Origin of the sequence: Pseudoalteromonas haloplanktis ATCC 14393, from assembly GCF_000238355.1 — a bacterium.
Taxonomy (GTDB): Bacteria; Pseudomonadota; Gammaproteobacteria; order Enterobacterales; family Alteromonadaceae; genus Pseudoalteromonas; species Pseudoalteromonas haloplanktis.
The window spans coordinates 138,817-153,995 of record NZ_AHCA01000004.1 but is presented as its reverse complement, the minus strand read 5'-3'; the positions used below and the strand labels follow the sequence as shown (position 1 = coordinate 153,995).

15 protein-coding genes are annotated in these 15,179 nt (G+C 42.1%); 3 read left to right on the top strand and 12 right to left on the bottom strand.

Annotation, left to right across the window (positions count from 1 at the left end; genetic code table 11):
* Nucleotides 1-65: 65 nt before the first annotated feature.
* Both PHAL_RS0109685 and PHAL_RS0109680 read right to left on the bottom strand, forming a co-directional pair.
* Nucleotides 66-1,013 (bottom strand): ion transporter, encoded by a 948-nt coding sequence (locus PHAL_RS0109685; protein WP_016708203.1) that lies wholly within the window; start codon nucleotides 1,011-1,013, stop codon nucleotides 66-68.
* Nucleotides 1,014-1,027: 14 nt separating this feature from the next.
* Nucleotides 1,028-3,688, bottom strand: coding sequence for a bifunctional acetate--CoA ligase family protein/GNAT family N-acetyltransferase (locus PHAL_RS0109680; RefSeq protein ID WP_016708202.1), 2,661 nt, complete (start codon nucleotides 3,686-3,688; stop codon nucleotides 1,028-1,030).
* Nucleotides 3,689-3,859: 171 nt separating this feature from the next.
* Between PHAL_RS0109680 and PHAL_RS0109675 the strand changes: the two genes are divergently transcribed.
* The gene (locus tag PHAL_RS0109675; RefSeq protein WP_016708201.1) at nucleotides 3,860-4,576 is read left to right on the top strand and encodes an SIMPL domain-containing protein; all 717 of its coding nucleotides are present in this window, start codon (nucleotides 3,860-3,862) and stop codon (nucleotides 4,574-4,576) included.
* A 2-nt stretch (nucleotides 4,577-4,578) separates the two neighbouring features.
* Here PHAL_RS0109675 and PHAL_RS0109670 read toward each other — a convergent pair whose 3' ends face one another.
* The 8 genes from PHAL_RS0109670 to PHAL_RS0109635 form a co-directional block, all read right to left on the bottom strand.
* Complete coding sequence (locus PHAL_RS0109670) at nucleotides 4,579-5,274, bottom strand: hypothetical protein (RefSeq protein WP_016708200.1); 696 nt, start codon at nucleotides 5,272-5,274, stop codon at nucleotides 4,579-4,581.
* 130 nt (nucleotides 5,275-5,404) lie between these two features.
* Nucleotides 5,405-7,237: a DUF885 domain-containing protein gene (locus PHAL_RS0109665; RefSeq protein ID WP_016708199.1), complete on the bottom strand. Its 1,833-nt coding sequence runs from the start codon at nucleotides 7,235-7,237 to the stop codon at nucleotides 5,405-5,407.
* A 73-nt stretch (nucleotides 7,238-7,310) separates the two neighbouring features.
* A complete protein-coding gene (gene hemW / locus PHAL_RS0109660) occupies nucleotides 7,311-8,447 on the bottom strand; it encodes a radical SAM family heme chaperone HemW (RefSeq protein ID WP_016708198.1) in 1,137 nt (378 codons plus the stop codon).
* Nucleotides 8,444-9,043, bottom strand: coding sequence for an XTP/dITP diphosphatase (locus tag PHAL_RS0109655; RefSeq protein ID WP_016708197.1), 600 nt, complete (start codon nucleotides 9,041-9,043; stop codon nucleotides 8,444-8,446). Before PHAL_RS0109655 ends, hemW begins: the two co-directional genes overlap by 4 nt.
* A 3-nt stretch (nucleotides 9,044-9,046) precedes the next feature.
* The gene (locus PHAL_RS0109650; RefSeq protein WP_016708196.1) at nucleotides 9,047-9,490 is read right to left on the bottom strand and encodes a DUF4426 domain-containing protein; all 444 of its coding nucleotides are present in this window, start codon (nucleotides 9,488-9,490) and stop codon (nucleotides 9,047-9,049) included.
* Nucleotides 9,491-9,545: 55 nt separating this feature from the next.
* Entirely contained in the window at nucleotides 9,546-10,079 is a 534-nt protein-coding gene (locus PHAL_RS0109645; protein ID WP_016708195.1) for a YggT family protein, read from the bottom strand.
* A 49-nt stretch (nucleotides 10,080-10,128) separates the two neighbouring features.
* Nucleotides 10,129-10,950: a pyrroline-5-carboxylate reductase gene (gene proC / locus PHAL_RS0109640; protein WP_016708194.1), complete on the bottom strand. Its 822-nt coding sequence runs from the start codon at nucleotides 10,948-10,950 to the stop codon at nucleotides 10,129-10,131.
* Between the two features lie 15 nt (nucleotides 10,951-10,965).
* A complete protein-coding gene (locus tag PHAL_RS0109635) occupies nucleotides 10,966-11,679 on the bottom strand; it encodes a YggS family pyridoxal phosphate-dependent enzyme (RefSeq protein WP_016708193.1) in 714 nt (237 codons plus the stop codon).
* A gap of 2 nt (nucleotides 11,680-11,681) precedes the next feature.
* On the opposite strand from PHAL_RS0109635, the gene PHAL_RS0109630 reads away from it, so the two are divergent.
* Both PHAL_RS0109630 and PHAL_RS0109625 read left to right on the top strand, forming a co-directional pair.
* Nucleotides 11,682-12,725: a type IV pilus twitching motility protein PilT gene (locus PHAL_RS0109630; RefSeq protein ID WP_016708192.1), complete on the top strand. Its 1,044-nt coding sequence runs from the start codon at nucleotides 11,682-11,684 to the stop codon at nucleotides 12,723-12,725.
* Nucleotides 12,725-13,855, top strand: coding sequence for a PilT/PilU family type 4a pilus ATPase (locus tag PHAL_RS0109625; RefSeq protein WP_016708191.1), 1,131 nt, complete (start codon nucleotides 12,725-12,727; stop codon nucleotides 13,853-13,855). Before PHAL_RS0109630 ends, PHAL_RS0109625 begins: the two co-directional genes overlap by 1 nt.
* Before the next feature lie 263 nt (nucleotides 13,856-14,118).
* Here the strand turns inward: PHAL_RS0109625 and ruvX are convergent, their stop codons facing one another.
* Nucleotides 14,119-14,565 (bottom strand): Holliday junction resolvase RuvX, encoded by a 447-nt coding sequence (gene ruvX / locus PHAL_RS0109615; RefSeq protein WP_016708189.1) that lies wholly within the window; start codon nucleotides 14,563-14,565, stop codon nucleotides 14,119-14,121.
* Between the two features lie 36 nt (nucleotides 14,566-14,601).
* Nucleotides 14,602-15,159 carry a YqgE/AlgH family protein gene (locus PHAL_RS0109610; RefSeq protein WP_016708188.1) on the bottom strand — a complete coding sequence of 186 codons (558 nt, stop codon included), beginning with the start codon at nucleotides 15,157-15,159 and terminating at the stop codon, nucleotides 14,602-14,604.
* Between the last annotated feature and the right edge of the window lie 20 nt (nucleotides 15,160-15,179).

Below are 15,179 nucleotides of genomic sequence, written 5' to 3'. Positions count from 1 at the left end.
TTGAGAACCAACACCATAATCTAATTAATTGTGGTGTTGGCAACAAAGCTTGAACTTAAGCTTTGCTAGTCTTGGCGTTCACCACAGTGACGGCAATAAAGATTTTTAGTACGTGCACTTAGTTGAGATTTAATTGCTTTATTTGCTTCTTGTTTACTCAGGCCAAGCTTACAACGTAAGTGTTCTAAATGCTCTAGCTGATCATCATCTAGCTTACCGTCATGAAGGCATTCATGCACGGCATCACAAAAAAGTACGCGACGTTTGCGTAATTGCTCTGAGAAACTTGAAGCAAGTAAACCTGTCGGAATAGCCACCATCCCCATACTGAGTAGTGTTATTACACCGCCAAAAATACGGCCTAATGGTGTTACGGGCACAACATCGCCGTAGCCTACCGTTGTTAGGGTTGCCATTGCCCACCACATTGCCGCAGGAATGGAGCCAAATTTATCTGGCTGAACATCATGTTCAATTAAATAAATGCCACAAGAGGCTAAAATGAGCACCACGGCCATGATAAAAAATGCAGCGATAAGTGAACCACTTTCTTCTCGGAATGATTGCAATAGTAGCTGCATAGCCCGTGAGTAGCGGGTCAGTTTAAAGATCCTGAGCAGCCTAAATACCCTTAAGAAACGTAAATCAAACGTGATAAACATCATCAGTAGTGTTGGTAAAATAGCTAATAAATCTATGATAGCGAGCGGGGAAATTAAGTACTTTAAGCGGCGTTTAAAGTCACTGCACTCTAAGCTTTTGTATTCTACGCGGTCAACGCATGACCAAAAACGTAATAAATATTCGACAGCAAATATACTCACCGAGCCGATCTCGAGTATTAAAAATGCCTGTTTATAGTGATGAGCTAGAGTAACGACAGATTCAAGGACAATCGCAATCACATTAACCATTATCAGCGTTATTAAAAATATGTCGATGATGTGGCCGATTTGGCGATATTCACCATTGCCCTCGAGTAGTAAAGCTGTGCGTTGTCGTAAGTTTTTCAAGTTCTTATCCGTGTTTATTTATTGAGATTAAGTACCATGTTAATGCTGCCTTCTTCAAAATCACGACTGATCTTAAAACCTAACTTACGGGCTAATTCAATCATACCGGTGTTTTCTGGTAGGGTGATACCTTCAATAAATTGTACCCCTTGGCTGCGGCAATACTCAATGGCTGCTCGCATTAACAAACCACCTAAGCCAAGCCCTTGGCAGTTTGAACGTACCACAATAGCAAATTCGGCATGGAGTTTGTCAGGATCCATTAATACCCGAGAGACACCAAGCGTTGCGTTGTCTTGCGTGATAATAAAGGCCATTTCACGATCGTAATCAATCTGCGTCATTTTCGCGAGTTGATCATGGTTAAATTGTGGCAACTCACCAAAGAAACGTTTGTAGCGATCTTCTTTTGTAAGTGATTGATCAAACTCTTGATGGGCTTGTTCATCTTCAGGTTTTATGGGTCGCAGTGTCGCTTGAGTATTATTTTTGAGCGTTACTTGCTTAACCAATTCAATTGGATAAGGGCGGATTGATAAGCGCTTACGGTGCGACTGTATTTGGTAGCGGCTTAAAGTCATGGTGGCATCGAGGACTAAGAATTGTCCGTTACTGGCTAAAATCGGGTTTAGCTCTACAGAAGTGATATCAGGTTGATCAATCACTAACTGCGAAATACGGGTCAGTAGCGCACAGAGGCGATACTTATCGACTTTTTCTGGTAGTACTCGGTCTTTGAGTACGCCTTTATCATGAGCTGCGGCAATTAAGTATTTTGCTAAGTTCATATTTAATGGCGGCAAAGCGACCGCTGCTTGAGCAAATTCAAGGCCAGTGCCGGCTTCCCCAAGTAAAATAACCGGGCCAAAATTTGGCTCTGTTTTGATGGCGATACGCAGTTCATTTGCGCCTGCACGGGGGGCCATTTTTTGTAATGAAAAACCTTCAATGATGGCGTCGGGATAGGTGTTTTTAATCCGTAACAGCATTGCAAAGGCGGTTTGCTCAACTTCTTGGGCATCATTTAGGTTAAGCACTACGCCACCGACTTCAGATTTAGATGGGATGCTAGGGCTTATCAGTTTCAATGCAACAGGAAAACCTAACTCGATAGCTTGCTCTTTCGCTTCTGTTGGTGTGTATGCTACTTCAGTTTGAATACATTCAACTCCGTAGTGAGCCAGTATTTGACTCGCTTGATGGGTTGATAAGTAGCTTTGCTGCTCTGCTAAAAATTCATTAACGATGGCTTTTGCGGCTTGTTTATTAATTTTTGCATCGTCTGTATTTGATTCCGGAGTTTGTGTAAGGTGTTTTTGGTTGCGGCGATAACTGACTAAGTGCATAAAGGCACGAACGGCGCCCTCTGGTGTGCGATAAGTCGGAATACCGTAGTTACTACACAAGCGACGTGCAGCATAGGCGGCATCTTCACCCATAAAGTTTGTGATCACATAAGGACGTGCCATTTTCGGTAGCTTATTGAGCGTCTGTGCAATGATCAACGCATAATCTTCGCTAGGTGCCAGTGCTGATGGCGTGTGAATGATCAGTAAGTTCTTCACTTCTTTTGCGTGCAGTAAAATTTCTAGCGCTTGCTGGTAGCGCGCGGGGGCTGAATCACCAAAAATATCCACCGGGTTAGAGGTCATATCTGACTGTGGGATCACCTTGTTTAACGCGCAGCGTGTTTCTTCGCTTAGTTGCGTAAGCTTGCCGGAACTTTGCAATAGGCTATCAACGGCCATAACACCAGGACCGCCGCCATTGGTTAAAATAGTTAGTTGCTCTACTTTTAATAGCTTAGGGTGCATGGCAAGGGTTTGTGTGGCAGCGAACAGCTCTGTGAGATCATTTACTCGTAGCATACCAGCGCGTTGAAATAGCGCATCATATACAGCATCTGAACTTTGTTTTCCGCCGGTGTGAATTTCTGCCGCGAGTGCTCCTGCGGCTGTTTTGCCGGTTTTAATGGCGATCACTGGTTTACTAAACGCGGCAGCGCGAGCGGCGGAAATAAAGTTACGTATGTTTTCGATATTATCAATATAGAGCAAAATAGCTTTAGTTTTGGCATCGCGACCTAGAAAGTCTAACAACTCAGCAAAATCAATATCTAAACAATCTCCCATAGATACAAAATAAGAAAAACCAATTTCTTTATTTTTAGCCCAATCTAAAATGGTTGAACATACCGCTGCTGATTGCGATACAAAGGCTATTTTTCCTTCGCTGGCAACAGTGTGAGAAAAGCTCGCATTAAGGCCAATATGGGGGATCAGTAAACCCAAACAATTGGGGCCTAGTAGTGATACTTTGGCTTTTTTTGCTGCATCTTGCAGTGCTATTTTTTGTTCATAATTAAGTCCTGCCGCAATCACTACGGCATTTTTACAACCAAATTCACCTAATTCAGCAATAATTGTCTGCAATGTGTGCTTGTTTGTGCAGATCACCGCAAGGTCGGGAACTTTCGGTAGGGAAGCAATTGATGGGTAGGCTAGTACGCCATGTACGGCGCTGTGTGTTGGGCTTACTGGCATTATCGGGCCGTTAAATCCGCCTTGTAATAAGTTACGCATTACCACAAACCCTGCCCGAGAAACATTATTAGAGGCACCAATTACGGCAACTGATGTAGGGTTAAAAAACTGACTAATGCGTTTTACACTCATGGCCTATCCTTGCTGGTTGTATGTTTTCTTGCGAGGTGATGCAAGAGAATCTTTTTGCTAACGACACTCGCATCTTGAGGTGGTTTGGGTATATGCTCAATGTAACCTGTTTAGGTCAATTTTTCGAGTCTATATACCCATAAATTAATGATTAATATCAAAGGAACGTAAATGAATAAGCCAAATGGATATTACCAATTACTTGGCGCTGCCGTATTAAGCATCGCTATTTTAGGTTGTGGTTGGATTTTAAAATCAGCGGCACTTGATGTAAAAAATATGGAGCGCACAGTTGAAGTTAAAGGACTTGCTGAGCGTGAAGTTGTAGCTGATACCGTTATCTGGCCTGTGCAATTTAGTGATGCAGATAATAATTTAGAAAAGCTGGTTGAGCGGGTTGAGCAAAAAAGCACTGCCGTAGTCGCCTTTTTGAAGCTACATGGTTTTGATGATCAAGAAATAAGCTTGAGTAAACAATCAATCGTTGATAAACAAGCGCGCGAATATGGCGCTGAGAATCAGCAATTTCGTTATATTGCCCGTGCTAATATCACTGTGTATTCACAGCAACCTGATAAAGTACAAAATGCTTTAACAAAGGTGGGGCAGTTGGCAAAGCAAGGTATTGCAATTGTACAAGATAATTATGAAACCCGAGTTGAATACATGTTTACTGGCTTAAATGATATCAAGCCAGAAATGGTGCAAGAGGCCACTGAGAAAGCCCGTGAAGTTGCTCTTAAGTTTGCCAAAGATTCACAATCTAAGCTTGGTAAAATCCGCACTGCAAGACAAGGGCAATTCAGTATTATTGACCGAGATTCAAACACCCCACAAATAAAAAAAGTACGAGTTGTAACCAGTGTAGAATATTACTTGTCAGATTAATTTCATTTATTTTGTACAAGGTAGCGCTCAACTTGCGCTGTTTTACAGCGTAAGTAAGCACCGCAGAGGAGTATTTTATCTTCGCTGAGTTGCCCAGTTATTGAATGGCTTAATGTGAGTAATGCTTTTAAGAAAGCGGCGGTATTTATATTGCCTTTATTTTGTTTTAGCTCAACTTCCATTAATGCTAATAACGCTGAAAATTCATGTTTAGGTAAAGAGTGCTGATTAGGATTACTTGCTATATAGCTTGCAACTGGGGTGAGCCCTACATTATTAATTTGTGCTAATGCTTGCAGTAAATTTTCGTTACTTTCAAAGAGCATCAATGAACGAACATAATTAAACGGTAATTTAGTATTATCAGATTCGCTGAATAAGCTGTGTAAGACATTTTTTTGCTGTTGGTTTTGCTGCGTAAAACCATGATTAAACTTTAACCCCGGAGTAAAAAAGCTTAGCTGATCGATGTTATTTAACTGGTTTATCATGGCAGTTGGTAGTGAGTGTTGGGTTAGTATCCGTGTGGCAATATTTTGTAAGTAAGCATATTTTACGCTCATTCGTTGGGCGCTTTCATACAAATGCAGTAATTGCAGCGTTTGCTGTGTGTCAGATAAGCGCACAAATGAATCAACAATGGCTGGTAACTGATGCTGTTGCATTTGTTGGTTTAGTTGGTTAATACAGGCGTCCATTGTTGCTCTCTTCTTCGTTTTATCAATCTATCCTAGCCTAACGCCTTCACTGGTCAAGTGTTTCTCAATAATATGGGCAATAAAAAAGGCCGCGAGTGCGACCTTTGAATTTGTTATATAGCCGAGCTGGTTACATGGCTAATTTACTTTCAACCCATTGATCAACAAAGCTCTCAAGTACGTTAAGTGGCACTGCGCCATTTTTAAGTACAACATCGTGGAATTGGCGAATATCAAACTTATCACCAAGTTTCACTTTCGCAGCTTCTCTTAGTTCTAAAATCTTCAGCATGCCCACTTTATAAGCCGTTGCTTGCGAAGGCATTACAATGTGACGCTCCACCATTTTAACGCCGTCTGACGTGGCATTTGGTGTGTTATTCACGTAGTAATCAATACCTTGTTGACGAGTCCACTTCATTTCGTGGATACCGGTATCTACAACTAAGCGACATGCGCGCCATAGCTCCATTGATAAGCGACCAAAGTCAGAATAAGGGTCTTCATATAAGCCCATTTCTTTTGGTAGTAATTCAGAGTATAAACCCCAGCCTTCAATGTAGGCAGTGTAACCACCAAATTTACGGAACTTAGGTACGCCTTCAAGCTCTTGCGAAATGGCAATTTGCATGTGGTGACCCGGAATACCTTCGTGGTAAGCCAGCGCTTCCATTTGGTAAGTTGGCATTGCTTCCATATCATAAAGGTTGGCGTAGTAAATACCTGGGCGCGAGCCATCCGGTGCAGGCTGTTGATAAAATGCTTTACCTGCTGCTTTTTCACGGAATGCTTCGACACGCTTCACGATCATGTCTGCTTTTGGCTTTACAATGAATAGTTCGTCTAAGCGTGATTTCATGTTGTCGATCAGTGCAGTCGCTTCATCGAGGTATTGCTGCTTACCGGCTTCAGTATTTGGTAAGTAAAACTGCTTATCGGTTTTCATAAACTGCATAAACGCTTTTAAATCGCCTTTAAAGCCGACTTTTTCTTTGATTTCGCGCATTTCATCATGAATACGTGAAACCTCAGCTAAACCAATGCTGTGAATTTCTTTCGCGGTTAAATCTGTGGTAGTAGTACGCGCTAAGGCATTATTATAAAACGCTTCGCCGTCAGGGAACTTCCAGGCACCATCGCGATCATCAGCACGCTTTTCAAGCTGCGCTAAATAATTAATTAGCTTAGAATAAGATGGCTTAACAGCGGCTTTTAGGGCTTTTTCAGCATCTGTGATTAGCGCGTCTTTATCAGCTTGAGCGATTTCAAGAGCTGTAACTTTACGTTTAAAGTCAGCTAGTAAAGTTGAGTCTTCACCCGCTTCAAACGGCGCACCGTGAATGATGTTTTTGCTTGAATCAATCACATGTGGGAACACAAACTTCGGGGCGATAATGCCTTTATCAGCACGTACATCTAAGTCTTTGATCAATTGATCTATTACGGTTGTTACACCATTTAAACGTGAGATATACGCTTTTGCATCAGCCACATCAGTAATTTGATGTTGGTTGATTAAAAATGCTGGGATCATCGAGTGAGTACCAAACATTTGGTTTACAGGGTAGTTGTGGTAACGCCATTTAAAGTCGGCAATGCTTTCTTCAAGCTCTTGTTTTTTTAGGTCATAACTTACTTTTGTGGTGTCATCTAGCAAGTCACGGTTAATCGCATTTAGGGCAACTAAATCATCTTTGGTTTGTTGATGATCTTTTTGCACGCGAGCTTCGCTGCCGTCATCCCATTTGTCATAATCTTTTTTGATACCCATATAAGTTTGGTAAACCGGGCTGCTCATTACATCGCGGTTGAAGGTATCTTCGAAAAATGCATTGGCTTTGTCTATTTCACTTTGCACAGGCTGTGATTGTACAACGGGTGTGCTTGATTGCTCAGGTGTTTGCTGGCAACCACCTAGCAGTGCAATACTCACTGCGGCGGCGATAAAGGTAAGTTTACGCATGTTTTCCCTTTTGTTGTTAGAAACCATTACAGGTTATTAGTTATTATTAAAATGAAGTAATCACCAGAGGTAATTACACAAATAATTCTAGCAGGTCGTTTAAAAAACGATGACCTTTTTGGCTTACTTGCCAATGGTTATCCGTTTGTATGAGCAACCCCTTTACTACTGCTTGTTGTAGTGCCTTGGCTTGGCTTTGCAGTGGTAATTGCGTTAATGCAGTAAAGTCATTGATTGGGCATGGTTCAAATAACCGCAAGCGATTCATAAAAAATTCAAACGGTAAGTCTAGTTGTTCAACTCGCCATTGTTTAAATAAATAGGGCTTCGCTAGATCCATATATCCGCGTGGATGCTTTACTTTTTCAGTTCGGGTAATGATGCCTGTTTTAGCGTCAGTTACCTTAGCATGGGCACCACAGCCTATGCCTAAATAGTCGCCGAAGCGCCAATAATTTAGGTTGTGTTGGCATTGGTAACCTGGTTTTGCGTAGCCTGATATTTCATATTGCTGGTAGCCTGCTGCTGCAAGCAGTGCTTGGCCTTGCTCCTGAATATCCCACAAAATGTCATCCGCTGGCAAAGTCGGTGGCTTAGAAGCAAATTGGGTATTGGCTTCAATTGTCAGTTGATACCACGAGATATGAGGCGGATTTAAGGCTATCACTTTTTTCAAATCACTCAGCGCATCATCTAATGATTGGCCAGGCAAGCCGTGCATCAAATCAAGGTTAAAGCTCGTTAGGCCCGCGTCATGGGCTTGCTGTGCGGCATACGTTGCTTCATCTGCACCGTGAATTCGTCCCAATGCTTTGAGCTTATCGTTTTGCATGCTTTGCACACCGATTGAGATACGATTAATTCCCGCTGCGACGTATTCTTTAAAACGGCCAGTTTCCACGGTGCCGGGGTTGGCCTCTAAGGTAATTTCGCAGTGTTCACTCAGACCAATTAATTGCTCAACAGCGCTTAGCAATGTTACATAGGCATCACCTGTTAATAGACTAGGTGTGCCGCCACCAATAAAGATGGAGTGAATTTTTCGCCCTTGCACTAAGTGTAAGTCGGTTTTTAAATCATCAATGAGATGTTGTACATATTCCTTTTCAGGAATATCGCCTTTTTGACCGTGACTATTAAAGTCACAATAAGGGCATTTTTGCACGCACCAAGGCACGTGCACGTATAAGCTTAACGGTGGTAAATTCACAGGCCGCCTTTGAGCTTAAGCTCAGTTAGTAAGCGCTGTAATGCTGTGCCACGATGGCTAACAGCATTTTTTTGTTCTTTAGTCAGCTGAGCGCTGGTGCACTTAAGTTCTGGAACATAAAATACGGGATCATAACCAAAGCCACCTTGACCGTCTTGGCTTTGTGTTATCTGACCTTCCCAGCTCGCACTGCAAATTAGTGGGGTAGGGTCATCGGCGTGGCGCATTAATACTAATACACACCAAAATCGTGCGCTGCGGTTAGGGTTATCAGCAAGTTCGTTTAATAGTTTATCTATATTATCTTGATCGCTGGCTTGTTCTCCAGCAAAACGTGCAGAGTAAACTCCTGGTGCACCGTTTAACCCATCTACCTCTAAACCGGAGTCATCGGCTATGGCTGGTAAGCCGGTTTCTTTTGCTGCATGGCGGGCTTTAATAATGGCATTTTCAACAAAGGTGGTGCCAGTTTCGGCGACTGCTGACACGTTAAAATCGCTTTGTGGTACGACGTTTATTTCAAGCGGGCTTAGCATCTGTGCTAATTCATTGACCTTTCCTTGGTTACCTGTGGCTAAAACTAAGGTTTTTTTCATGGTTTAATCTACATAAAATTTTTGCTGGAATTGCAGCTTTTGAAATTGGTTAGCTTGTTGTATTTCAACTTCAAAGCGAAGAATTTCTTCATTGGTAAAATCAACTTGTGCAAGATAGTAAATCGAGTCGCCTTCAATGACTTCTTTAAAATCTAAGGTTTGTTTATTGCCGAGTAAATTTCTAGCTGTACCTTTAAGAGTGGCTGTTTGCGCTGTTGCATCGGCATTATTTTTCAAAATTGAAATATTAACAATCCCTTTGTAACCACTACGCTCTAGACCGTAAGCTTTGGCTATTTGTGGTTGAACAAACGTAGATGGGAAAGCAATATAGTGCACTTGCCATGGGCCAAGCTCTTTATATTGCGCACCTTGCATTTTCTCACTGTGAGCGCTAAATGTAATACCAGCTAATGCAAAGAATAAAATACTCACTATTTTTTTCATAGGAAGCTCTTAAGTAAGAGGCCTAAATTTATAGGCCTCGGTGTGAAGAATGAGATTAACGGATTAAATCCATAAACAAAAATTGGGCAAATTGTAGTGCAATAATTAGCACTAAAATTGATAAATCTAAACCACCAAGTGGCGGTAATACTTTACGAATAGGTCTAAGCATTGGCTCTGTTAATTGGTGGAAAACAGCTTCGATAGGGTTATTGCCTTGGCTAACCCAGCTCAATAAGGCGCGGATAACTAACACCCAAAACAGCAAGTTTAGACCTTCTTTAACTACTGTTACTAGGGCATTAAAGAGTACGAAGCCCACCTCCCAAGTTGCGCCCACTAAAAAGATCAACGCAGTAATTTTTGCCGCAGCGACAATGAACGCCAGCAATAATGAGGCTAAATCTAAGCCACCTAAACCTGGAATAATTTTACGCAGAGGGTTTACAGCAAATGAAGTCGCTTTAACTACAAACTGACTCAACGGATTGTAAAAGTCAGCTTTAGCGGCTTGTAACCAAAAGCGCAGCAATACGACCATTAAAAATAGATCGAATAATGTGCTTATTAAAAATTGCATGGCGTTCATAACGTACCTTAATTAAAAAACCTTAAACATTAAATTGGGCTAAGCGCTTTTAAAGCTCTTGCTCCATTTGTTCTGCACGGGCGATACAGGCATCCATTGCATCAGCGACGGTGCCAGTTAGCCCTTGCGCTTTTAGATGCTCAACTGCAGCGTGTGTGGTGCCGCCTTTTGAGGTCACATTAGCGCGTAACTGTGAAATACTGATTTCAGGTTGCGATACCGCCATTTCGGCTGCGCCTAGTGCAGTTTGCTGCACTAAGCGACGTGCATCTTCATCACTAAAGCCCAACGCTTTGGCTTTTTCTTCGATAGCTTCCATAAATAAGAAAAAGTAAGCCGGTGATGACCCCGTTACGGCAATAACATCGTTAATTTGGGATTCTTGCTCAACCCACACAGCAATACCCGTACATTCAAATACTTGCTGTACAAACTCGTGCTCTTGCGTAGTTTCGCCTGCGCCAAATAAACCTGAAACACCACGACCAAGTAATGATGGTGTGTTTGGCATACAACGGACCATTTTAACGTCTTGACCAAGCATTTCACGTAACCGTTTAACGGTTAAGCCTGCTGCCACAGAGATAAATAGCTTATCGCTAAAGTCGATACCAGAATCTTGAAAAGATTGGCATAAATCGCCCATCATTTGCGGTTTTACAGATAACACAATAACATCGGCATCACGCAGTGCTGCGTTGTTATCTGCGGTGGTTTTAACCCCGAAATCTGCTGCTACCTTAGCGAGTTTTTCTTGGTTACGGTTTGTTGCAATAATATTCGATGCAGCAAAGCCTTTTTTTACCATGCCGCCAATAATGGCGTAGCTCATATTACCTGTGCCTATGAATGCAATTGTTTTATCTGTCATATCTTAGTTATCACCTTAGCTTCGTTGGCCAAAAATATCCGTGCCGATGCGTACCATGGTTGAGCCTGCTGCAATCGCAGCTTCTACATCACCACTCATCCCCATCGATACGGTGTCTATTTGAGGATATTGGGCTTTAAGTCTATCAAAGCAAGCCCGTAATTGCTCAAAATATTGTATTTGTTGCTGCTTGTCGTCTGTTTTTGCTGGAATAGCCATCAGCCCACGTAACTCTAAGTTCGGGCAGTGGTGAATGCATTCAGCTAAGGTATCGAGTTGCGCTGGCTGGCAACCTGACTTAGTCTCTTCTAAACTAATATTCACTTGGATCAGTACTTTTAACGGGGCTTTATCTGTTGGCCTTTGTCTGTTTAAACGTTTTGCTATTTTCTCACGGTCAACACTCTGTACCCAGTCAAAATGTTCAGCCACTGCCGCGGTTTTATTTGATTGAATCGGGCCAATGAAATGCCAAACTATATCGCTATAATTTGCTAGTTGGGTTATTTTATCTACAGCTTCTTGGACGTATGATTCACCAAATTCTCGGTGGCCCTGTTGATAAGCCGCTAAAATAAAATCAGCAGGCTTGGTTTTCGACACAGCCAACAAGCAAACATCACCTTCGTTACGATGATGTTTTTTTGCCGCGAGGGCAATTCTAGCATAGGCGGATTTAAGTCGTTCTGCTATTGTAACCATATAATTATCAGTTAGTTGTGGAGTCATAAATGGATATTACCGAATTATTGGCCTTTAGTGTGCAGCACAAAGCATCCGATTTACACTTATCATCAGGGGTTGCGCCAATGATCCGTGTTGATGGCGATGTGCGACGTATTAATATACCAGCGCTGGAAAACAAAGATGTGAACAGCCTAGTTTACGACATTATGAACGATAATCAACGCAAGGACTACGAACAAAACTTAGAAGTGGACTTTTCGTTTGAAGTGCCAAATTTAGCACGTTTTCGTGTTAATGCCTTTAACTCAAACCGTGGCCCTGCAGCGGTATTTCGTACTATCCCTAGCGAAGTTTTAACACTCGATGATTTAGGCGCCCCCGATATCTTCAAAACAATCTCAGATACGCCACGCGGTTTGGTACTCGTTACTGGGCCAACCGGTTCTGGTAAATCAACCACCTTAGCTGCAATGGTCGATTATATTAACCAACATAAACATCATCATATTTTAACTATTGAAGATCCTATCGAGTTTGTTCATGACAATAAATTATCACTGATCAACCAGCGTGAAGTTCACCGTGATACTCATAGTTTCTCTGCAGCACTGCGTAGCGCTTTGCGTGAAGACCCTGATGTTATATTAGTGGGTGAGCTACGTGATTTAGAAACCATTCGCCTTGCTATGACCGCGGCTGAAACTGGTCATCTAGTATTTGGTACTTTGCATACTACCTCAGCACCAAAAACCATTGACCGTATTATTGATGTATTCCCTGGCGAAGAAAAAAGCATGATCCGCTCAATGCTTTCAGAATCATTGCGTGCGGTTATTTCACAAACTTTATTGAAAAAAGTGGGCGGGGGACGAGTCGCAGCCCATGAAATTATGATTGCAGTGCCTGCGATCCGTAACTTGATCCGCGAAGATAAAATTGCGCAAATGTATTCATCTATTCAAACAGGTGCATCACACGGTATGCAAACGATGGATCAATGTTTAACTAATTTAGTAAACCACGGTGTAGTTACCAATGCTGAGGCGCGCGCTAAAGCACAAGATAAAAATAACTTTGGTGGACAGTAATGACACATTCTCTAGATTACTTTTTACGATTGATGCTTGAAAAGCAAGGGTCTGATTTATTTGTTTCAAGTCAATTGCCGGTCAGCGCTAAAATTAATGGTGAGTTGATTGCATTAGGTGACGAAAAAATATCAGATGAAGAGTCGCTCGCGTTAGTTGAATCAGCGATGAATGAAAAACAAAAAGCAGAATTTCATAGTACTAAAGAATGTAATTTTGCAATTGCTACTGATGAAGGGCGTTTTAGGATCTCGGCATTTTGGCAACGTGATCGTGCCGGTATGGTTATTCGCCGCATTGTTACAAAAATTCCAGACGTCACAGAGCTTGGTCTACCTTCAACGCTGACAGATGTGATCATGGCGAAGCGGGGCCTAGTGTTATTTGTCGGTGGTACTGGGACGGGTAAATCGACCTCTCTTGCTGCACTATTAGGTTATCGTAACCGTAATCAACGTGGACATATTTTAACTATTGAAGATCCCATTGAATTTGTACATGAACATCGAAAAAGTATTATTACCCAACGTGAAGTTGGCCTTGATACGGAAAGCTTTGAATCGGCTCTTAAAAGTTCATTGCGCCAAGCTCCAGATGTTATTTTAATTGGTGAAATACGCTCACAAGAGACCATGGAATATGCACTGAGTTTTGCTGAAACAGGGCATTTATGTGTGGCAACTCTGCATGCTAATAATGCTAACCAAGCGATTGATCGGATCATGCATTTAGTGCCAAAAGAAAAGCACGACAAGTTAAAATATGACCTATCTTTAAATTTACGCGCTATTATTGCGCAACAGTTAGTGCCTACCGCTGATGGCAATGGCCGTGTGGCTGCGATCGAAATTTTGCTGAATACGCCAATTGTTGGCGAGCTTATCAAAAAAGGTGACATTGGCGGTATAAAAGAAGCCATGGCGAAAGCAAAAGACATGGGTATGCAAACTTTTGATCAGGCATTGTTTGAACTTTATAAGCAGCAGCGAATTAACTATGCTGATGCATTGCACCACGCTGACTCACCAAACGATTTACGTTTGATGATTAAGCTTAGAAACAATGAACAGCAAGGAGCTGGCTTTTTACAAGGAGTTACCATCGATGGGCTAGAGCCCAAAGGTCAGTAGTATGAAAAAAGCATCAAATGGTTACTTGTGACGACTACCACTCATATTGTGAGTACACCATTTTTTGCTTTGGCTGCTGAGCAGCCGCAATTACACCAAGCAACTGAAATCAATATTCGTGATGATGTGTATTATGATTAGAGGCATTTTTTAGCAGGAAGACAGCCACAAGGTATCACTGATTTTAGTGGTCAGTTTATTCGCCGTGATGTTGTTGATATGATCATCGCGCAGCAAGCTTTGCATTTAGGTGGTTTTGATAGTCACTGGTAAGCTTGTTCAAAGAAACTTTCCAGAATAATAACCGCCGACATATTATCAACATTGCCTTTACCTAAGCTACGGTAACCACCTTGTTCAAATAAACGTGCTTTGGCGTCCGCAGTGGTTAAACGTTCGTCCTGAGTCTCTACAGGAAGTCCATAGTGGTTATGTAAGCGGTTGGCAAACTTTTTAGCTTTGAAAGTAACTTCTTGATTACTACCATCCATATTGAGCGGTAAACCGACAACCAGTAAATCAGGCTGCCATTCATCGACATGCTTTTTAATAAAATCCCAATTAGGTATGCCATCTTTTGCTTTAATTGCAGTGAGACTTGAGGCTGTGCCTGTTAACTCTTGGCCAATTGCAACGCCAATGCTGGTGGTACCAAAATCAAAGCCCATTACGGTACGTTGACCCTTGGGCTTTAGTTGTTTCTTTGTCATGTTATCTCTGTGCGTTATATTGCTGCTTGACCACGCTCACGCGTGGCCAACTTCAGAACTTAATTGGCTAATATCAATGCCAAGAGTCGCGACTGCTTTTTCCCAGCGCTGTTCAATTGGAGTGTTAAAAATAATATCAGGATCAGCTTTAATAATAAGCCATGAATTTTCTAGCAGTTCTTGCTCAAGTTGCCCCTGTTCCCAACCAGAGTAACCGAGTGTAATAATAAACTGTTCCGGCGCTTGCGCTGTGGTTAAACTGGCCAATACGTCTTTGGATGTGGTGATCATAATATCACTGCTGAGTTCTTGGCTTGCGCTATAACCGGATTTTGGCGAATGCAGCACAAAACCACGGTCCGTTTTTACCGGCCCTCCTGCAAATACAGCAACACTTGCGGCATGGGCTGACTTGTCGTTATCGATCTCTATTTTGTCGAGTAAATCACCGACAGTAATATTGATGGGCTGATTGATCACCAGCCCCATAGCCCCGTCTTCATTGTGCTCACAAATATACGCGACAGCACGTTTAAAAAAAGGGTCTTGCATTGATGGCATTGCGATTAAAAAATGATTTTCTAATGATTGCATAACGATACCCCTTTATTGTT